Source organism: Hungatella hominis, from assembly GCF_014288005.1.
Lineage (GTDB): Bacteria > Bacillota > Clostridia > Lachnospirales > Lachnospiraceae > Hungatella > Hungatella effluvii.
The window spans coordinates 387,880-409,309 of record NZ_JACOPB010000004.1; the positions used below are offsets into that span (position 1 = coordinate 387,880).

The 21,430-nt window shown below is 51.3% G+C and carries 16 protein-coding genes; 4 read left to right on the forward strand and 12 right to left on the reverse strand.

Features of this window, described 5'->3' with window-relative positions; genetic code table 11:
* Positions 1-4: 4 nt before the first annotated feature.
* The 9 genes from rimP to H8S75_RS12260 form a co-directional block, all read right to left on the reverse strand.
* Entirely contained in the window at positions 5-472 is a 468-nt protein-coding gene (rimP, locus tag H8S75_RS12220) for a ribosome maturation factor RimP (RefSeq protein ID WP_002600711.1), read from the reverse strand.
* Positions 473-679: 207 nt separating this feature from the next.
* Complete coding sequence (locus H8S75_RS12225) at positions 680-1,858, reverse strand: ABC transporter permease (RefSeq protein ID WP_187021873.1); 1,179 nt, start codon at positions 1,856-1,858, stop codon at positions 680-682.
* Entirely contained in the window at positions 1,842-2,546 is a 705-nt protein-coding gene (locus tag H8S75_RS12230; RefSeq protein ID WP_243270248.1) for an ABC transporter ATP-binding protein, read from the reverse strand. The genes H8S75_RS12225 and H8S75_RS12230 overlap by 17 nt, the downstream gene beginning before the upstream one ends.
* Positions 2,547-2,565: 19 nt before the next feature.
* Complete coding sequence (locus H8S75_RS12235; RefSeq protein WP_187021874.1) at positions 2,566-4,194, reverse strand: efflux RND transporter periplasmic adaptor subunit; 1,629 nt, start codon at positions 4,192-4,194, stop codon at positions 2,566-2,568.
* Between the two features lie 13 nt (positions 4,195-4,207).
* Positions 4,208-5,296: an S-layer homology domain-containing protein gene (locus H8S75_RS12240; protein ID WP_243270249.1), complete on the reverse strand. Its 1,089-nt coding sequence runs from the start codon at positions 5,294-5,296 to the stop codon at positions 4,208-4,210.
* Between the two features lie 166 nt (positions 5,297-5,462).
* Positions 5,463-6,809: a HAMP domain-containing sensor histidine kinase gene (locus H8S75_RS12245; RefSeq protein WP_187021876.1), complete on the reverse strand. Its 1,347-nt coding sequence runs from the start codon at positions 6,807-6,809 to the stop codon at positions 5,463-5,465.
* On the reverse strand, positions 6,802-7,488 hold the full coding sequence (locus tag H8S75_RS12250; protein WP_002600717.1) for a response regulator transcription factor: 687 nt from the start codon (positions 7,486-7,488) through the stop codon (positions 6,802-6,804). Before H8S75_RS12250 ends, H8S75_RS12245 begins: the two co-directional genes overlap by 8 nt.
* 187 nt (positions 7,489-7,675) lie before the next feature.
* A complete protein-coding gene (locus H8S75_RS12255) occupies positions 7,676-11,860 on the reverse strand; it encodes a right-handed parallel beta-helix repeat-containing protein (RefSeq protein WP_187021877.1) in 4,185 nt (1,394 codons plus the stop codon).
* 17 nt (positions 11,861-11,877) lie between these two features.
* On the reverse strand, positions 11,878-12,657 hold the full coding sequence (locus tag H8S75_RS12260) for a hypothetical protein (RefSeq protein ID WP_187021878.1): 780 nt from the start codon (positions 12,655-12,657) through the stop codon (positions 11,878-11,880).
* A gap of 397 nt (positions 12,658-13,054) precedes the next feature.
* Here H8S75_RS12260 and H8S75_RS12265 point away from each other — a divergent pair, with 397 nt between their 5' ends.
* Positions 13,055-13,822: an ABC transporter ATP-binding protein gene (locus tag H8S75_RS12265; protein ID WP_002600721.1), complete on the forward strand. Its 768-nt coding sequence runs from the start codon at positions 13,055-13,057 to the stop codon at positions 13,820-13,822.
* Complete coding sequence (locus H8S75_RS12270; RefSeq protein ID WP_055657366.1) at positions 13,815-14,609, forward strand: ABC transporter permease; 795 nt, start codon at positions 13,815-13,817, stop codon at positions 14,607-14,609. The genes H8S75_RS12265 and H8S75_RS12270 overlap by 8 nt, the downstream gene beginning before the upstream one ends.
* Positions 14,610-14,677: 68 nt before the next feature.
* Here the strand turns inward: H8S75_RS12270 and H8S75_RS12275 are convergent, their stop codons facing one another.
* Together H8S75_RS12275 and H8S75_RS12280 are read right to left on the reverse strand one after the other, a co-directional pair.
* The gene (locus tag H8S75_RS12275) at positions 14,678-15,697 is read right to left on the reverse strand and encodes a hydroxyacid dehydrogenase (RefSeq protein WP_187021879.1); all 1,020 of its coding nucleotides are present in this window, start codon (positions 15,695-15,697) and stop codon (positions 14,678-14,680) included.
* 13 nt (positions 15,698-15,710) lie between these two features.
* A complete protein-coding gene (locus H8S75_RS12280) occupies positions 15,711-16,874 on the reverse strand; it encodes a glycoside hydrolase family 88 protein (protein ID WP_187021880.1) in 1,164 nt (387 codons plus the stop codon).
* A 269-nt stretch (positions 16,875-17,143) separates the two neighbouring features.
* Between H8S75_RS12280 and H8S75_RS12285 the strand changes: the two genes are divergently transcribed.
* Complete coding sequence (locus H8S75_RS12285; protein ID WP_187021881.1) at positions 17,144-18,355, forward strand: winged helix DNA-binding domain-containing protein; 1,212 nt, start codon at positions 17,144-17,146, stop codon at positions 18,353-18,355.
* Between the two features lie 305 nt (positions 18,356-18,660).
* Here H8S75_RS12285 and H8S75_RS12290 read toward each other — a convergent pair whose 3' ends face one another.
* On the reverse strand, positions 18,661-20,079 hold the full coding sequence (locus H8S75_RS12290; protein WP_187021882.1) for a glycoside hydrolase family 28 protein: 1,419 nt from the start codon (positions 20,077-20,079) through the stop codon (positions 18,661-18,663).
* Positions 20,080-20,319: 240 nt separating this feature from the next.
* Here H8S75_RS12290 and H8S75_RS12295 point away from each other — a divergent pair, with 240 nt between their 5' ends.
* Entirely contained in the window at positions 20,320-21,417 is a 1,098-nt protein-coding gene (locus tag H8S75_RS12295) for an alpha/beta hydrolase family protein (RefSeq protein WP_187021883.1), read from the forward strand.
* Positions 21,418-21,430 lie beyond the last annotated feature (13 nt).

Below are 21,430 nucleotides of genomic sequence, written 5' to 3' on the forward strand. Positions count from 1 at the left end.
CTGTTTAGAAATCAAATGCCAGCCGGATTAATGCGATCTCCGGGCGGTTAAATACAAGCTCGGTCCCGTCTTCCACCGTGACAGTCACGGTATTTTTATCATATGCTTTTAAAGTACCCGTATAATCCTTCTGTTTATTCATCGGTTTGTACAATTTAATATCCACATCTTCTCCGATGCTTCTGTCGAAGTCCTTATCTTTCTTAAGCGGCCTTCCCAGCCCCGGTGAACTCACTTCCAGAATATAGCTGTCCTCGATAAAATCCTTCTCGTCCAGCCATTCTCCCAGCCTTCTGCTGACGACCTCACAGTCATCAACCGTAATTCCGCCTTCTTTATCTATATAAGCACGCAGATACCAGTTTCCCGCCTCTTTTACATATTCCACATCAACCAGTTCAAAATGATATTCTTCCATCAATGGAAGCAGATAGTCTTCCGTTTTCTTTTCATAGGTCTCTTTTTTTGTCATGTTCTTCCCACCTTTCTGCACAAAATTGAAAGAGTGGACTCTCGCCCACTCTTTATCAGTCATCTATCATGTTATCGGTACGATTATAGCACTGTTTTCCAGCCATTGCAAGGTCTTTTTTAACTTTCCCCGTAAAACCGGCGTATTTATGCCATTTCCGCCTCATTTTGCGTCCGCTGTGTGCAATTTTTTCTTCCTATATTAATATTAATCACTCCGCAGCGCATCGATAGGATTTAAACCTGCTGCCCGCCTCGCCGGCATATACCCAAAGACCAGGCCGATCGCCGCGGAAACTCCAAAGGAAACGAGAACAGCCGGGAGTGTGGCGGACGCCTTCATATGCATCAGACTCCCCGCGGCCGGAGTGATCACGCACCCCAGTGCGATGCCCACCAGACCTCCGATGGAGCTGGTGACCGCCGCCTCAATGACAAACTGCTGAAGAATGACGGATTTTTTCGCTCCCAGGGATTTTCTGATTCCGATTTCCCGCGTCCGCTCCGTCACCGATACCAGCATGATGTTCATCACGCCGACGCCTGCCACCAGAAGGGAAATCCCCGCGATTCCTCCAAGTGCGGCGGACATCATGGACATGGTGGACTCCATGGATTTTAACATCTCGCTCATGGAACCGATATAGAAATAGTCCGGCGATTTATACTGCCCCTGAAGAAATACGGTCAGAAGGATTCTGGCCGCTGCAATCTCTTCCACCTTATCCACCGTTACGATATACTCGGAGACATCGGCATTCTGATTCATTAAGAGCGCCGTGGTATACGGAAGAAGAGCACGGTCATCCGGACCGCCCTGCTTTAGCTCGTCTTTGTCCCGGCGCTGCAGCACGCCCACCACCTTGACCACATTTCCGTCAAACCGCACGCTCTCCCCTACCGCCGCCTCAGCGCTTCCAAACAGGCGCGTGGCGGTGAAGTACCCCAGCACACAGACCGGCTGTCTCGACGCGATATCCGAATACTGGATATACCGGCCCGCCTCCAGTTTTTTCGCGTCAATGCCGTAAAACTGCTCGCTGACGCCGGAAATCCTGGTTTTCGTCAGCTTATCAGTCTTATGCTTGATCGTCGCCTTCACAGGGACCTGCGGAGATATCTCCTTATAATATGCCCTGTTTTTATCGTAAAACGCATATAAGTCCTGGGGGGAGACTGACCTGGTAGGTGTATTGGTCAGCTGTACCTGAAGCTGATTGGTCCCCATGTCTGAGAAGCTGGCTCTGATGTAGTTCATCTGCCCTTCCACCAGCCCCACCAGAATGATGACCGAAGCAACCCCAATGATGATTCCCAGCATGGTCAGGAAGGAACGCATCTTGTTGCTCAGAATATTTTTGATTGCCATCTTAAATGACTGCCGCATAGTCGTTCACATCCCCATCAAAATTAATCCTGCCGTCGTGAATCCGGATCACCCGCTTTGCCTCCAGGGCAATGGAGTTGTCGTGGGTAATCATCACGATGGTATTTCCTTCTTCGTTCAGCTGCTTTAAAAAGTCAAGAACTTCCCGGCTCGTTCTGGAATCCAGGGCTCCGGTCGGCTCATCGGCCAGGATCAGGGAGGGACTGCCCGCCAGCGCCCTGGCGATAGAGACACGCTGCTGCTGGCCTCCGGACAGCTGGCCCGGCAGATTCTTATACTTATCCGCCAGCCCCACCCGTTTCAGTGACGCCATGGCCCGCTCCCTCCGCTCTTCTCCGTCAATTCCGGCGTAGATGAGCGGCAGCTCCACATTTTCCAGAAGCGTGCTGCGCGTCAGCAGATTGTACTGCTGAAAGATGAAGCCGATCAGGCGGTTGCGGATATCTGCCAGCTGGTTGTCTGTCATCTCCCCAACGTTCTCGCCTTCCAGATGGTACGTCCCGCTGGTGGGCACATCCAGCGCTCCGATAATGTTCATCAGCGTGGATTTTCCGCTTCCCGACTTTCCCACAATAGCTGTCATCTCTCCCTTTTCGATCGAGAGGGAAATGCCGTCGTTGGCCCGCACCTCCTCATCCCCCATTTCGTATATTTTATAGATATCCTGTAAATCAATCAAAGGGCCCATAGCCGTTCCTCCTTTCCTGTTATGGCTCTAACGCCATTTCTTCTCCCATATATTCGCTGCCTGGAGCACTGTCGAAGCCCTGAACCAGGTAGACCTCATCCCCCTCTGAAAGACCCGATGTGACCTCCACCTGCTCGTCGTTCATGATTCCCGTTTCCACCTTCACCTCTCTGAATCCGGCGGGCACCTCCCCCTTCGCCTCCTTCACCGAGGGGTCCTTTACATAGACCACATTTCCCCTCATCAGGCTGGCGGCCGGGATGACCAGCGCATTCTTCGATTCCTCCAGAAGGATCTTTCCGTTGACGTTCATTCCCGGCAGAAGTCCCTTCGGGTCCTTCACCGCTACGGAGACGGGGTACGTGGTAATTCCGTTGTTATTGGTGCTTTCCAGGCTCACATTTTCCACAGTCCCCTGGAAGGCCGCATCGCCGGCCGCCTCCGCCGTGATTTCCACCGTCTGTCCTGCCTTCACCTTCGATACATCCAGCTCGTCGATGGACATGGAAAATGTGATGGAGGAGAGGTCGTAAATCACCGCCATCGCCCCGTCGCCGCTTGTCTTGCTGGTGATCTTGTCACCGGCCTTCATGTTCTTGCGGATGACGGTTCCCGATATGGGCGCCGTGATGGTGTAGTTATTCATGCTGTTCTTCGTGCTCTCGATCTTATTATTGGCGGAATCCATGGCATCCTTCGCGCTGTCCAGCTTCTCCCGGAAGCTTCTCATCAGCTTATCCGCCGATTCCCGGTCGAAACGGAAGATGGGAGTCCCCTTTGCCGCGTAATCGCCCTCTAAGACGAGGAGCTGTTCCACAGTCACGCTGTCCGGCAAATCCGCACTCAGTATCGTCTCGACTACCGGGCTGAAGGTTCCTTCCAGGCTGCTGCTGTAATCGCCCACCGTCGCGGCCGCCGACTGTTCCGTGGTTAAACCGCCCGGATTGGCCGCCTCAATGGTCACATAGCGCACAATCCGGCCGCCCGTCAGCGTCTCATCCTTTGCGCTGACTGCGGTCACGGTTCCCGGGATCTGTTCTCCCGTGGAAGACAGAGTGGCAAGGGCCGCACTTCCCGCTCCGATGGCCGCCGCTTCCGCGGAAAGGAAAGGAACCTTCAGCCGCATAACGGAATCGTCCTCAATATCCGCAATCTTCGTTCCGCTGGTCACCGTCTCGCCTGCTTTTATGTATATCTTTTTGATATATCCGCTGTCTCCGGAGCGGAAAACACCGTCGTTAAACCGGCCCTGGGCTCTGGAATAGTCCTTCTGGGCGTCTTCTAGATTCCTCGCCGCTCTTTCCACGGAGTTCTGCGCGGACTTCATCTCCTCCTCCATGTTGCTCACATCGATCCGGTAAAGCACCTGGCCCTTTTTCACCTGATCCCCCACCTCGAAATCGGCGCTGGTGATCTCGCCCTCCACCAGCGAGGATACCTGATAGGAATTCCTCGGCTTCAGCACTCCCGAGGAGGAGAGTCTGGAGCTGATGTCCTGCCGCGTCACCGGCGCGGTCATCGCCTCAGTCCCCTTTCCCGCCCCGGCGCTCCGCCCATGATTCCTTAAGGCCGCGGTTCCCGCCGCTGCCAAAAGCGCAAACGCCGCTGCCACAATGATTACCGTTTTCTTCTTTTTCCTGTTTTTCATGGCCGTTCTCCTGTCAGTCTTCTAAATAATCCAATACCGTGTACGTTTCTGTTCCGTCCTCTTTCACAGTCTTTTCATAGACCAGCGTGACCGTATCCCCGACCCGGACGTTCCCGTACATGGAGAACGCAAACTGCATCTCCGAACTGGTAAGCAGATACTGCTCCCCGCTTTCCTCCAGCATCACGGCGCTGGGTGACATCACGTCCACGGAGGTATAATAGATGTTGGAGACCGTTCCACGGACGATTCCGCGCCTGCTGTCCGACGAATCCTCCGTGTAGGCCCAGATGCTCTTTGATCCCGGGTGATAGTAAAGCAGCACCGCGCCGCCGCTCTCCACTGCGTCTTTCAGTGCCGAGACCGTGGAGGACTCGCCGTTGATAAACACATTGGCCTTATCCAGCTTAAATGGAATATAGCTGGATAAGCTTCTCTTACTGCGAACCAGTTTGGGGCCCTTCAAACCGTTGTCCGCCATCTTTAAAGGATTGATCTCTCCATCGGAGGTCAGTTCGCATCCGAACAGTTTGCCGTAAATATCGCCGCTGTCTTTCGGCTTTGTCTTTAACAGATTATAAAACAGGTTGATACAGTCCCCTCTCGCCAGCAGCTCTGCCGCTTCCCGGTTCACGTTCTCGTCAAGCTTCAAAAAGCGGTACTGGGATATCCTTCCTCCCGCCTGGCTGCCAGCAAAATCTTCATCCTTATACCCCAGCAGTGCCAGAATGCCTCTGACCGCGTCCTGAAGTGTGACGTTCTGGTCCGGTTTAAACACGCCTCCCAGATAGCCCGTCATATAGCCTTTTTCCACCGCTGTTTTGATATAGGAGGCGTAGGCGTGATCCTTTCCGACATCCGCGAATACGGAGCTGCTGCCTTCCGGCGGCACCGAGCTGCCGTAAGGGGAGGCCAGCACCACCATCTTTGCATATTCTGCCCTGGTAACATTTTTTTCCGTGTTAGTCACGTTCATGATCCCGGCCATGCCGACTACTTTCTTTTTCAAATCCATATTAACGGCAGCCAGGGAGGTCATCGGATATACCGCTGTAACCACGATACAGGCTGCCGTCGAAGCTGCAAATAATCGTCTGTTCATCAATTGTAATCCCTCATTTCTCAGAATAAATTCATCTGCATTATAACGTGTAAGGCAGCGTTTTTCCATAATCTGAGCCTCTTATTCAGTTTTCTTCAGAATTAAAAAAGCACCGGCCGAAATGACTTTTCAGCCATTTCAGCCGGCGTTTTTTCTTTCCTCGGCGCTAAGCTTTTGGTAAAAACAGCGTCGCGGTAAACCCGTCTTCGTCTTCTGTTGTATCGAAGGAGCCTTCGTGTTCCTTCATAATCTTTCTGCACGTCTTAAGGCCGATTCCTGAACTCTCCACCAGGGCGCCATCCGTCCTTTTCCGGTTGTGGATCGTAAGCCGGGCACCTCCCTTTGTCTGCACACAGGCAATCGTAACAGGGTATTCCCTGGCAGCGTACTTCGTCAAGTTGGAAAAGAGGTTGTCCACTACCCTGCGGAATAAATCCACGGAAACGTAGTAGATCCCATCCATCTCCTCCATTTGAAAATCCACCGTAAATCCCCGGCCCTCCAGTGCAAATGCGCTCTCTCCCACCGTCTGCTGGAACAGTGCCGACCCGTCCACCGGCTCCATGGCCGGTTTTTCCTCCCTGCCGTACACAAGAAAATATTCAAACAGACGGTCTGACATCTCCTTGATCTGCATGGCCTTCTTCCGGCTGGTAGCAATGAAATGCTTCTGCTGGGCGGCGTCCTCCGTCTCCTCCTCATCCAGCAGCTCCAGATATCCCAGCAGAGACGTGAGAGGGGAGCGCAGGTCGTGAGACATGGCAGTCACCAGTTCCTGATTGGCCTGTCTGGCCTCCGCCTCCTTCTGCTCCCGCTCCAGGATGGAAATCCGCATCCGGTTGATCCCTTCAGCCAGTTCCCCCAGCTCGTCGCTTCCCCTGACGGAGACAGCGTACTCCATCTGGCCGCCCTCCAGAATCTGAAGCTCCTTCTTCAGGAGTTCGATGTAGGAAGTCTTTTTCTGTATCAGATGCAGAAATACGGTAATAAAGAGCAGGAATCCACAGATCACAGAGATCCGGTCCGCCCACTGGTAATAGCGGTATTCATAGAACGGCATCAAAAGCACAGACGCCGTTCCGTCTGCAAAAGTAAAAGTATACGCGCTGTCGTCCGACACCGGCATGACCTCCGTCTCAGCCGCATCCTCTTCTGAAACGATCACATCTTCCACATCGAAGGGATACGAGGAATAGATTACACGCCCGAAACGGTAAATGACCATCGCCACATACGCCTCCCTTTCGACCCACTCGTCCAAAGGACTCAAATCGGAGAGAGCGATGTTCTTATCCTTAATATACTGCTGCAGCGCTTCCTCTGTCCGCACCTTCTGCTGCACATAGGCTTCCTGAGTATTCTGCGTCCTGTCAATCCAGTCATAGGCGGTCGTATGTATTCCCATATAGAGAAGAAATGATGCCGCCATGGCGATGGCCACCGAGGCCATTAGCTCCGCCCAAAGTCTGTTTTTCCATGATATTTTCTGTTTTCTGCCGGGCCGTTTAATCAATGCGGTACCCCTTTCCCCACACATTCCGGATGCAGCGCGGATTCTGGGGATCATCCTCCAGCTTTTTTCTCAGATTCCGGATATGGACCATCACGGTGTTGTTCGACGAAAATAGAAACGGCTCATTCCAGACCGCCTCATAAATGTCCTGTGTGGTATACGTCTTCTTTCGATTCTCTGCCAGAAGGAGCAGGATTCGGTACTCGATATCGGTCAGCAGAACCCGTTCCCCGTTCTTGTTGACCTCCTCCGTATCTGCGAAGATTTCCAGCCCCGGCAGGCTGATCACCTCTCTCTCCGTTCCTTTCTTTCCTTTATATACACAGTAGCGGCGCAGCATGGCATTGACTCTGGCCTTTAACTCCACACTGGAAAATGGCTTCACCAGATAGTCGTCTCCTCCTGCCGCAAATCCCTCTTCCTTGTCCCGGTCCTTGGATTTGGCCGTCAGAAACAGGATGGGGGCCGATGATTTCTTTCTGATCTCCCCGCACGCCTCCACACCGGAGCATCCCGGCATCATCACGTCCAGAATGATTAAATCAATCGTGTGATCCGCCTTTTCAACCGCCTCGATTCCATTGACGGCCTCCACCACCTCATAGCCCTCTCTCGTCAGTAATATTCTTACAACCTCTCTTATCTCAGGATCGTCGTCTGCAAATAGTATTTTCTTCATCACGGCACCTCCGAGGTAATTATAACCCGGCTGTCTTTTATTTTCCATTACCCGGACGTATCCTTAAGCATTCTTAAGAAAGCAGTATAAAATCTGTCAGGAATCCCCGCGGGACGGGTAACGTTACGCGGGGATTGGGGGATTGATTTTGCTATTTTGGTTTTGCTATTCTGGTTTTGCTATTCTGTTACCTGCTTTCTGTGATCCAGGCTCCTGTATTGTCCAAACGGTATCCATCCGGTGTTACCGTGTCTGCCAGCATGCGGCCGTCTTCATCCAGATAGTACCATTGCTCTCCAGCCTTGATCCAGCCGGTTGCCAGGGCCCCGGACTGGGGCATGAAATAGTACCACGAGCCGCCGATATACTTCCAGTCTTCCGCCATCATTCCGTTTTCACCGACCCAGTACCACTGCTTTCCTTTGTAAATCCACTCCGACTGGTAAGGCGTTCCATCCGGGTGACAGAAGCTCCATCCGCGCTCCGATTTTGTCCAGCTTCCTGTCGATTCCGGAATGGAATTTGATGAATTTTTCCCGGTCTCTGAGGTGGTGGTGGAATCGTTGTCAGAGGAGGGAGGGGCTGGGGGGCTGGGGTTGTCCGGATTATCTGGGTTGCTTGGATTATCCGGGTTGCTTGGATTGTCCGGGTTACCTGGACTGTCCGGGTTGCTTGGATTATCCGGGTTGCCTGGGTTATCTGGTTTATCCGGGTTGCTTGGATTATCCGGGTTATCTGGGTTGTCCGGGTTATCCGGATTCCCCGGCGTCTTTCCGCCAAACTCCATCGCTCCGATATCCGGCCGCTGCCCGGCAAGGTTCTCATTTCCAAAGAAATCCCTGTTATATTCCGCGCCGTCTATCTTCGGAAAATTCGTCCCCACCACATAGTCAATACTTCTGCCGCTCTTGGCTTCCTCGTATAGTTCCCTCGGAGAATACTCTCTTCCATCTACCGGTTCTCCGCCTCCGAAATACATCAGCGCTTCTTCCATTGTCACGCCAGCGTCAATCAGCATGGAACCTTCGGTCAGCTGATAGCCGTCCAGTTTGCCTGAACTTCCTGTCACAGGCTGCTGCGTCTGATTGATTTCCGGCGCAGTGCCCGGGGCCTTCATCCCGGCCGCATCGGCTTTTATTGCCTTGGAATCTCCGGCCGGTGCCTCCATTCCTCCTATATAAGCGTTGTTATACAGTTTTAAATGGTCTTTCAGTTTCGCCGTATCTCCGCTTTCACCGTAGAATACCTGTCCCTCCGGATATTGGAAGACATTGTTGAACGCATAGATTTCATTCACGCCCAAACCGGCGCCTGTGTTGGACAGATAGAAAACGCCTTTAGGTATGGTGCGGTCCGAGTAAATGGTGTTCTGGTAGATCATCGTTCCATTCGGACATCCCTGGGCAAACTCGAAGGCCTTGTCCCTGTCATTCTGGCTGATATTGTAACGGATTGTAGCCCCCGTGTGGGGATAACCTCCCATGATCAGCATAAAACCGCCTTCATTATTATGGCTGTAATTGTACTGCATGATAGAATTGGAGGAGGCGTGATCGCAGTCCAGCCCCTGGCCGTCCTGTACACTGTGCGTATCATAGGCTTCATTATACTGAATCACCGTATTAGCCGCCTCAAATGGCCAGATTCCTACATTATAGCCCGTGTTCTGGAAACGGCAGTCGCGCACCAGATTGTGTTCAATCAGGGCCCCATCGGTATCCCGCACTGTAATTCCGTCGCCGCCGATCTTTTCCATATAATTGTTTCTCACCACCACATTGGTGGAAGGATACCAATTCACCGGAACTCCCGGAGAATTCTTCTCCCACTGGTTACACCAGGAAGAGCTGACAAGCTTGATTCCCGATCTGTCCACACGTTCAAAGGTACAGCCGGCGATCAGCACATCGTCGTATCTGCTCGGAACTCCGGTCAGCTTTCCGCCCCGGATATCCGCCTGTACATCGAAGAAAATACCTCCGTTCCATTTAAGGTTAATATTGCCGTTGATATCGTGAATGTAGCAGTCCGTAATCGATATACCGGACGCCGTTCCGAAATCCTTGATGGACACGTTTACAGCCCTCAGAGCCTTTGACCGGTTATTGCTGTTGTTTAGCCCGAAATCAGTCTGATATCCAGCAGAGAGGTTGGTAATTTCCAAATCAGATATGGTTATGTACTCCTGATTAAACAGAGAGATTACATTTTCCACCGCTCCTCCTCCGTCAAGGCGTGGCAGCTCTCCCTCACCATAAGCGCCAATTATAATCGGCGCCGCTTCGCTGCCCATGCCGTTAAATACCAGCTGCTGCTCCCGGAACACGCTGCCGCGTTTTAAAAGGATCTGGTCACCGGGAACAAAGGTGCCGTACTGTTTCATTTTTCCGAGGGTTTTCCATGCTTCCGCTTCAGAAATTCCTGCAGCGGTATCATCTCCCGTTTCTGAATCAATATAGAAGGTCTGCGGATTCCTTAACGTATCTTCTTCAAACACCGCCATAATTCTCAGAGTCTGGTAATCCCCGGCCGGCACGGTAAGCGTATCACCAATCACCCCGACATCCGGGGCCCCCTCTACCTGATACTCCTTCAGACGATACCCCGCCTTGGCCACAGAAGACAGCGTAATCTGCTCTCCCTCCGAGGCTTCACTCACATTTGCAGATGCCGCTCCTGTTTTATATGCAGAATCCACCTCACCCTGGTAAACGGAAACCACTTCCACATCTTTTTTCTGAAGAATCCGTTCAATCATCAGGTTGTCAAAAATCACCGGTGCTCCGGCGCTCATATTAAACAGTCCCGCTCCGGGAGCCATGCCTGACCATTCGCCACTGTTATCTTCCAACACCATTTTTTCTGTTCCGTCAATTAGAAGTACGGCTTTCCCGTCATTTACCTCGATCTCCACATGGGAAAATGCACTGGTCAGCTGAAATGCACATTTCTTCAATTCATCGTTCTTACCGTCCTGAAACCTTCGGAACATGGCGCTTCCCTGGGAATTTACCGCCAATACATAACGTTCATCAAACGCTTTTCCATTTCCTGCAAAGGCGATCTGGAGAGTTCCGTTGTTGGCTCCGGCCCTGCGTACATCCACGGAAATCCGGTAGCCGTCGCCTTTCGCCAGCTGATCGAACACGCCTGGATCCACCAGAACACAGTTGGCTTCTCCAGCCTGAGCATCCAGAATCAGTTCCTCATCTGTGATTTTTGCGCGATCTGCGTCTTTGATGAAACCATACTGCCCGTCTTCATTCAGCGCCGCTCCGAAGTCATCGAAGAAAATCTCGTCTTTTCCCGGCTCCCGTGTCTTAAAATAGGCAGCAACCGTCACATTTCCAAACTTTTCATTTAACTGGAACTTGTGGTTAATAATGGGCATCAGCCCGTCCGTCGGTGTCCCATCCTGTCCCCAGGATGCGTAATGATCAAATACATACCCGTGTTTCGCTTTTGCCTGCAGTGTGATCGTATCCCCTGAGTAGCCGGTCTGCCGGTCCGCTGTCAGCGTTCCGCCGCGGGTTGTTCCAGCCGGGTCATCCACTCCGTCGGTCACTGTTTTTAGAGTGACGGTATACTCTTCTCCCTGCGGCGCTTCATCTGTGGAAACCACGAGATTGTCCACAGCAAAATCCTGGGCCGGATACTGGCCCGCGATTACGATATAGCCCTGCTCCATTTCCGCAATTTCATCATTCTCCGCTGTAATGATTTCCTCACCGTCCAGGTATGCGGTAATCTTTCCTCCGCTTACTTTTATGGCAAGCTGGTACTTTCCCTGATTTAAGGCCGGAAAATGAACAGAATTATATACGGTTCCTCCATTTTTCTCCAGGTACACCAGGTTCCTCGGGAAATCAAAACGCAGCTGCAGCCGGTCCCCGTCATAGCCTTCCGCCGCCTTAAATCCGAATTTCGCATTGCAGTTCGTATTTCCGCCTCCGATCATCAAATCCGCTTCCAACAGAAAATCGTTCGCCGGGATCTTCATCTTCGACCCCATACGGTTATTGGGCCCGCCACCCTTTATCACACCCTGCCCTCCGGTGAAAGTTACCACGGCCGTGTTATTGACGTTCCAGCCATCACCGTTGTCAAACGTCTCTTCCATCAGAATTCGGGAAAGCGTCATGGCCTCCGCCCTCATGGCTGTTGACGGGGTGGCCTTCTCTGCCTCTGACGGAGTGGCTTCTCCCGCTTCTGACGGAGTTGCTTTTCCGTCCTTAAGACGCTCTGTTACAACTGCCGCCCTGGCCGTCATGCGCCCTGGAAATCCAGCGGCGCCTGTACCGCCCGGCAGTCCCCCGGTGATCAGCACTGCACTGAGCAGTGCGCAGCAAACTCTTCTCCCTGTATACCTCATATCCATCCTCCTGCTATTCATTTTTGCCTCCGGTCACTGACTTTGCAGTCCGCAATCCGCTTTGTCAATTCCAGTTCAAACCGTTCCGCGGCGTACTGATCCGCAACCGCTCCTGCCACTTCCTCAAATGGAATGACTCTTCCCTTTTCTCTCCTGACACAATGTAACAGCTTGTCTTCCCCATTTTTTCCAGTCCAGCGATACTGTCCTCCTTCCTCCAACTGCAGAAGATGTTCTGCCAGTTCTTCATCCGATTCCGATAGCCCACGCATACTTTCTGCCTCCAGAACCACATTTCCTTCGTATATGGTGCGTCCCTCCTGCCGAATGGTATATTCTGCTTCGATCGTGTCCACGTCCATATAATTTTCCTGATGAGTTTCGTAATAGCGGATCAGCTCAGATGAATCCATTTCCTCCAGAATGCGGGTGCGCAGCATCCGTTCCCGCTCCCCCGTAAGTCTGCGGTAATACTGAAGCGGCGTATATTCAACCGGGCCATACAGGACCCCGCCTTCAGACTGAAGCTTCTTTCTCTCTCTATTTTCATTTTCCAATGACTGTATCAAATCATCATAGGAAAACTCATCAGCCATACCTCCTTCTGCCGCCCAGCTCCATATTTCCCTGGACCGCACTGTGCGCTCCAGACTGCCGTCATGGAAAGCCAGCTCCTCTTCGGATACCGGATCGCCATTTATGGTAAGCGGTGCCTTTTCTTCGTTTAACTGCTTTGCTAAAATAAATATCATAACCACTGCTGCAAAGACTGCCAGGTATGTTCTTCTTTTAAACAAGGCATCCTCCCCTTTTCTTTTTCATTTTAATTAATTATTTTTTATAATTATTATAAAGAAGAGGATATGAAATTGATATTGCTTATTTCCCTAATATTTCAAGTGTATTTTTGTGTATTTTGAACAATTATATTGTTGACCCAGTATGTCATATAATTATTTTTTAAAACTAATATAGGCTTTTTTATTTTATTGATTTTGATATTTCTAGCTTTTTCTATGTTTTTTGAATCTTTTTTAGCATTATTTACTTATTATTTTAAATTATCTTTTTCATCTCTTTTGCTCTGATCCTTTTTGACCCCGCTTCCAAACTTCTGTTCCGTACTTGCAACTTCCCGGACTTTGTACATATCATAACACTATATCAGATAAATCTGTTATACAAGGAGGACCCATGAAGCCAAAACTGGAAGTTTGTGGGGTCAGCTACTCCTATCATTCCCTCGAGGGTGAGACTCTGGCCCTTTCCAATATATCATTTACGGTAGATAACGGGGAATTCATTGCCATCGTCGGGCCATCCGGCTGTGGTAAATCCACCCTGCTGTCCATGTTATCCGGTCTTATCGAACCGGATGAAGGAGAAATTATCATTGACGGAGTCCCGCGTACAAATTCCGGTGCGGGCATCGGATATATGCTGCAGCGGGACCATTTATTCGAATGGCGTACCATCTTAAGCAACGCCGAATTAGGGCTGGAGATTCAGAAGAAACTGAACGACAGTTCCAAAAAGAAATTACACGAGATGTTAAATACTTACGGACTTGAGGCTTTTAAAAACGCCCGTCCGTCTGAGCTGTCCGGAGGTATGAGGCAGCGTGCGGCTCTCGTCCGTACACTGGCCCTGGAACCGGACCTTCTTTTATTAGACGAACCATTTTCCGCTCTGGATTACCAGACGAGACTGGCCGTCTGCGATGATATCAGTTCGATCATAAAAAGTACCCATAAGACAGCCATTCTGATCACTCATGACTTATCGGAGGCCATCAGTGTCGCCGACAGGGTCATCATTCTGACAAGCAGGCCGGGAAGAATGAAGGGCATCGTCCCTGTTTCCTTTGGAGAGGGCTATGTAAGGCCGTTGGAACGCCGGAATACTCCGGAATTCTCCACTTATTTTAATCAGGTATGGAAGGAGCTGCAGACCCATGATTGAGACACATCCAACACTGGCACAACAGGAATTCATCGCTAAAGAAATGCTACACCGCCGGAATGTCCGGATTCTGCGCATCATGCTGCTGGTGCTCCTTCTCGCTCTGTGGGAGCTGTGCGCAAGACTGGGCATTATCAATGATTTCATCTTCAGTTCTCCCTCCAGAATGACCATTTGTTTTATAAGCATGGTGAAGGATGGCACAATCTTTCTCCATACCGGCGTCACAGTTATGGAAACACTGGTAAGCTTTGCTCTCGTCGTCGTGGTCGGTCTTGCGACCGCGATTCTGTTATGGTCCAGCCGCAGTGTATCCGAGGTTTTAGAGCCTTATCTCGTCATGCTCAACAGCCTTCCGAAATCGGCTCTGGCCCCAATCCTGATCGTATGGCTGGGCAACAACATAAAGACTATTATCGTGGCCGCTATCTCTGTGGCCGTCTTTGGCTGTATCATGACGCTTCACACCGGTTTCATGCAGACAGACCCGGATAAGATCAAGCTCATCTATTCCCTCGGCGGAACCAAAAAAGATGTACTCACTAAGGTCCTGCTGCCCGGCTCCGTGCCTCTGATTATCAGCAATATGAAGGTAAACATCGGACTCTGCCTCGTCGGCGTTATAATCGGCGAATTTTTGGCGGCAAATAAGGGACTTGGATATTTGATCATTTATGGCAGCCAGGTCTTCAAGATGGATTTGGTAGTCATGTCGATCGTTATTCTTTGTATTGTTTCGGCAATTTTGTATCAGGGGATTACGGTGTTGGAGAAGCGGATGAAATAAAAGATAAAAATCAGGACTCAGAATCCTCTCTGTCAAAAGATGATTCTGAGTCCCTCTTCTATCGTTCTCTACACGACTGTCGTCATCGTCCCTGCTCTCGCAAAGTCGATTTCGCAGTCCAGCGGCTCCCCGTTCAGGAAACGCCCAATGTCATCAAGCACATGGCTGGTGACTACATACCGTCTGTCTGCCGTAGGCCCCGCCGCATGAGGCATTAAAAGGACTCTCTCACACTCCCGAAGCGGAGAGTCCATGGGAAGCGGCTCTGTTTCAAATACGTCAAGCGCCGCCCATACCGGTCTCTTCTGCAGTACTAAGACCAGCGCCTCCTCATCGATCAGCGCGCCGCGTGCCGTATTGACCAGCAGCGCGCCGTCTTTCATGCTGTTTAAAAGGTCTGCCCCTATGCTGTGCTTCGTCCTCGCTGTCAGACTGCTGTGAAGCGAAACGATATCACAGGTTCGGAAGATTTCTTCCGCTGCCGCCGCCTCGATGCCTGCCTCAGCAAGTTCTTCCGCAGAAATATGACGGGATGAGACCATGATCCTGCATCCGAACGGCTTTAGAAATTTCACGAGATACTCCGCGATCATCCCGTATCCCACCAGCCCTACGCTGCGGCCCAAAAGGCCCCGCGTTCCGATAAGAGAAGGCCATTCACCGGCAGCCATGCGGGCCTCATACTCACCGATTCTTCTTAGGGAGCAGAGCATATAAGCGAGGACGCCTTCCGCCACACTCTCCGCGAAGACCCGGTTGCCGCTGCAGACCCGGATCCCCCTCTCAAATGCCGTGTCTCCCACCATAGGACGCACGGATCCGCCAATATGGGCGATCAGCTTCAGTTTGTCCGCATATTTCAATGTCTTCTCATGAAAAGGCGTATTCCCCCAGCCGCTGATACATATATCGACTCCTCTCAGTTTCTCCGCCAGTTCTTCTTCACCGTACTGCTCTGCGTTTGCGTTCCATTCCACACAGCCCAGCCGCTCCAGACGTGCTCTCAGCTCTTCAGAAAAAAAGCTGTCCCGCACCTCTCCGTCTGGTATGGAGACCAGAATTTTTATTTGCTCCGATTTGTTTGCCATGGTGTCTCTCCTGCTACCACAGAAATACGTCCTGCCCCTTCAGCTTAAGCATTGCCTCTATAAAGAAATAGTCCCCGTAAATAATCGGCATTTCATGATCCTTTTCATTATGATAGGAACCGGTGCATTTTGTCAGGAAGCAGTCGCTGTCCATGCTGAAATCACAGTGTTCCCGGCATAATGCATGCAGAAGCTTAAGGGCGGCCCTCTCGTACAGCTCTTTTTCTAAGTCTCCCACTTCTTTTGCAATCTCCAGCAGGCCGCAGGCGGCGATCGCAGCGGCCGTATCGTCATACCACAAAGGCGCTGCAGGCTGCCTGAAATCCACCGGAATCAGGCCGTCTTCGGGGATATTGGCGATAAAATAATGGGCAATCCGTTTCGCGGTATCTAAGTATTCCTGCTTTCCGGTATGGCGGTAGCTCATGAGGAAGCCGTACAGTCCCCACGTCTGCCCCCTCGTCCAGGAAGAGCCCTGGCCATATCCCTGGCCGCCGTAATCCCGCACCATTTCCCCTGTAAACGGATCGAATTCCACAATGTGGCGTACCGAGCCATCCGGTCTCACAAACGTTTCCATAACCGTATCTGCGTGCATTCTGGCTATCTGCCCAAACCTTGGATCCTTCGTTTCTTCACTGGCCCAATACAGCAGTGGAATATTAAACAAGCAGTCAATAATCGCCCAGCCTCTCGTATCATCCTGGCTGCCCGGAATGTCATTCCAGGCACGGATAAATTTCCCCACCGGATTGAACCGGCCTGCCAGAAGATTGGCAGCGTGCAGCCCCCGTTTCCTCGAATCCGGGTTCCCTGTCAGACGGTAATCCGCCACTGCGCTCGGCAGGAACATGAAGCCGACGTCATGATGCAGCCCGTAATAATCGCTGAAACACCGGTCCAGCTTCTCCTCCGAAATCCGGGCGATTTCCGCATACTTCTCATTTCCCGCCGCATGGTACATCTGCCAGAGCATGCCCGCCCAGAATCCGTTGCACCACCAGTTCAGCCCATCATCCGCTGAAAATGTCTGATCTTCCCTGCTTCTGTCATCATGAACACCGTTTTTGGCCGTGTAGGGAATCTTATTCCTTGACCGCTCACTGACCAGATCCATTTTTTTCACAATTTTTTCTGCCGCCTCATCGATCCAGGCGTTATCCTGCAGACTTATCATACTATTCTCTCCTGTTCTCATTCTGTTTTGCGGCTCCGGCCCAAGTCTCTGCCGGGAGTTCACCGCTTTTGTGTAACATTGGGTTCATCATTAAAATAGCAGAAGGAGAAGGGAAAAGAAACTGCATTTTTTAACTATTGAGTACACTTTTTATACATCCTTTCCCTTATTCTTCACTCACAGGTTCTGATTTTGACTTTTTGTCCTCACCTTGCTTTTTTCCTCCCTCTAACGTATTATAAGGATAAAGAAAGGAAAGGAAAAAAGCCATGACAGAACCGAGTATTGAACAGATCAGAATTTTCAGGCTTCGCTCCCATCACCTGGATTCCGTGTACTCGAAATCGGAAACAGACAGGCTGGCCGGTGCGTGCGGTATGCAGAACACGCCGCCCGGAGCATGGGAAACCGCACTCTTTAACCGGGTGCCGGACTGTACCTTATCGGATATGGAACACCTGCTGTATGAACAGAAAACGCTCCTGCAGGCATGGAGCTACCGGGGCACGCCGGTCGTGTTTCCGGTTTCGGAGAGCAATGCTTTTCTGTCTGCGCTCATACCGGATGAACCGGAGCCATGGATTTACACGCAGGGAATCGCGCTGGCCCTCGACTTCCTGCAGATGGATTTTGACAGCCTGCTCGAAATACTGAAGCAGGTAATTCCACAGCTGGACGATCACGTCATCGTCAGCAAGAGCGCCCTTGATCAGACTCTGGCCGGGTGGATGACGCCTCTGATTCCCATCCAAAAACGGGAGCTATGGAATAAGCCCTCCATGTACGGCAGCCCCGATGTCCAGACTGTCGGCGGAGCCGTTGTCTCCTTTCTGCTTCGGCCGTGTGCGTTTCACGGGCTCGTCGTATTCGGAAAACGGGATGGGATCAGCCCGACGTTTACCTCATTTAAAAACTGGACAGGCAGCCCTATCCCCCCGGATCGTGATGCGGAAAAGAAGCTGGTTCGAAAATACCTGCATTGCTATGGACCGGCGACCGCCGATATGTTTGCAAGCTGGCTGGGCTGCTCCGGCAAACAGGCGCGGCGTATGTGGAACACCATTTCAGAAGAAATGGAGCCTGTCACAGTCTTCGGAAAAAAGGCATTTATCCTGTCAGAGGACAGGGAACGCCTCTTTGCTCCGGCCTCTTTTACCAGGAATCACCCGGAAGATTTGCAGAGGGACCTCCTGCTTCTCGGAGGGCACGATCCTTACCTGGACCAGCGTGACCGCGCGATCCTTCAACCCGATAAAACACTTCAGAAACAGATCTGGAAGCTTGTGACCAACCCGGGAGCGGTTGTATACCGTGGGGAGGTGATCGGAATCTGGACAACGAAAAAGAAGGCCAAAGGAATGGATATGAAAATGACCCTGTGGACCGATGCCGCCGGGAAAACACCACTTCAGAATCTCGCAGAGGAATACGCGGCGTTCCGGCAGCAGGCGCTGATGAACCTGGAAATCGCTCAACTTTAGACCTTGCCACCGGCTTGCTCCCGGAGAGGGATGCATTCTGCCGGTTTTATTGTCCGAGCTGTTCGGTTAGTTAAAAACGTGGATGGCATTTCTGCCCTTGCACAAATGTAATTGCCCAGTTGTTTTTTATCTGCTTATAAGTGTATCAGTGTTGAAAAAAAGATTGAGGAAACCAAGGATGCTTATTACGATGTGCTGGAACAAATTGATGCAGGTGGTTCTTGCCTGCTACACCGATTTTGAAGCCAGAGCTGATTGTTTACAAGCGGCCCCGGAAAATTCTCTGCACTGCGTATGAAACAGATTTAATCCAAATCATAAATCTCTTCCTTCAGACATCTGCATCCTTCCACCAGATACTTCGGCCGTTCATCCTCATGCACCGTTGAAAGAATGACCTGCGCCAGAATAAGATTTTTCACATTCCGGATATCCAGATGGGTGGTCCGGCTCCAATCCGGATAATAGTTTTCACTCACTGCGGCTTCCGTTTTGCCCGTATCCAGCCCGATACCGGACTTATCACCTGTCTTGTTATACTTTGCCGTATCTCCCGCCTTATAGTCCGGTACTTCCGGATATCCCTCCGGAATCTCATCCAGCCGGACTCCTCCGATCGCCGTATAGTCGATGTTCTGGAACACCAGATTTTCAATCGGATGATCCTTATTCGCATCCACCCGGATTCCACCGAATTCCGGTCTCCCCATGACATCGTCCTGGAAACGGTAGTGAATCTTTTCCATTTCTTCATCGTCCCTTGCAGTCAGCCCGGAAATGGTTACCCTCCTAAGCGTTCCGATTTCCGGCATTTCCTTCAGTTCCACAGAGGAACCGATCTCCTCCATGCGGTTGTTCAACAGAATGAAGACGGGCCTGCTCACATTGTGCATGATGTTTCCCTGAATGCAGATATCCGAGATATTTCCGCCCTCGGTGCACTCGATCTTAATTCCCTCCCGCCATACATTCTGGAAGGTACAGCCGGAGACCGTCACATTTCGGATATCCCCGATGGATTTGAGGCCGATCCGGATTCCCGCACAGATGGAGGTAAAATGGCAGTCCGATATGTGGACATTTTCCACGGGGTACTCCCTGCTGCCCGCCTGAAGGCAGAGATTGTCATCCGTACCGGATATCCTGCACCGTGCCACAAAGACATTTCTGCATCCGTCGAAATCGAGGCCGTCTCCATTGTATCTCCTATCGTTGCAGATCTCCAAATCTTCCACCCAGATGTTTTCACTATCCAGAAATGCGGTTGTCCATGCGGCGGACTGATAGAGCTTTATCCCCTTCAGCTTCACATCGCGGCATCTCAGGAAACGAATCATCATGGGCCGGTAAATGCTTCCTTCATTCGGAAAGCTTTCCGCATTTCCGTCGATGATCCCCTCCCCCATGATTCCGAAATTCTCCGCCTCCTCCGCGTAGATGAAACAGCGGTCCATGTCATGCTCGTTGACATAGCGGTTGTAATGAGTGTCCGTCCCGTACGCGGCAATGGAACCGCTTGCTGTCAGCTTTGCCGACGCCGTCACGATCAAATAGACGCCCGACTTCATATACAATGTTCCGGAGATGAATTCGCCCTTTTCCAGCAGAACGTACCCGCCGCCCTCCTGGCTGCACCGATTGATTGCCGCCTGAATCGCTTCCGTGTCCAGACTTTTTCCGTCCCCCGCCGCGCCAAAATCTTTTACTGAATAAAATGTTTCCATATCATCTCTCCTTTGACTGTCTTCTCTCTTTTTACTGTCAGTATAAGCCATATCCTGAAAATTTGAGTGCCGCTTTTTTTAGGTTTCCATGCACATTTTTCAGGAGTCTTCCTGTTTCTTTCTGTTACAAAAACTAATCCCGGCCGCAATCCCCTGTTTTTATACTTTCAGGCTCCCGAATCTTCTTTTATAATGAAAATGGCAGCACGAATACCATTATTATGAAAGCGGGGTATCATTATGACTTACTCTTATAAACAATTTTTTCGGCAGATCTATGAATCCGCCCCTCCCAAATACGCCTGCACCGCAGCGGATGCCGCTTCCTTTCTAATCTGGAAGGACAAATCCAGAGACCGTCTCCGGGAATTACTCGGCCTTTCACGTCTGGAGCAGTTTATTGCCGATTCTGCTCCGTACAGCAGGGAAGCAGAGCTCATAAGTACCTTTCAGGAGGACGGATATACCCGGTATAAACTGAAAATACAGACTCTGCCGGATGTTTTCATGCCTTTTTACATGCTGGTTCCAAACGGGCTTTCGGATTCCCGGCCCCATAAGGCCATGATCGCTATTCCGGCCCACGGCGCCAGCAAGGAAAGTGTGGCCGGCGTTCTCACCGCTCCCGGAGTCAGGGAAAAGCTGGCGGCCGATCCCAAGGAGAGTTACGGCCTTCAGCTGGTCAAAATGGGCTATACCGTATTCTGCCCCGATCCCCCGGGATATGGAGAACGCTTAGAGCCGGTATCCATGGAGGATCGTACCTTCCTGGGCGATGTCTTACCGAATCCTCTTGGCTCTTCCTGTAAAAATCTGACCATGACCGCGGAAGCCCTGGGACTTACCTTTGCCGGTCTCGCCCTGTGGGATCTGATGCGGCTCGTCGATTATACAGAGACACTTCCCACGATCGATTCAGAGAGACTCGGCTGCTGCGGCTTTTCCGGGGGCGGTCTCTATACCATGTGGCTTGCCGCCATGGACGACCGAATCCGCCTTGCAGTGATCAGCGGGTACTTACACAGTGCAAAAGAAAGTATCCTGGAAACCCATTTATGCCCCTGCAATTTCGTTCCCGGACTGTGGCGTGATTTCGATCTGTGTGACATCGCCTCTCTCATTGCTCCCCGGCCCGCGTTCTTTGAAAATGGACTCCAGGATGTGCTGAACGGGCCAAAAGGCATTGATGATCCCATCAGCCAGTTCCACAAAATCCAGAGAATCTACTCCCTGTTCGGCAAAGCCGGCCATGTGCGCCACCGCACCTTCGACGGTCCACATATGTGGTATGGGCTGGGATACGATTTCATAGACGAATCCATTGCATCTTCATTGTAGTAAAATAGTGGGA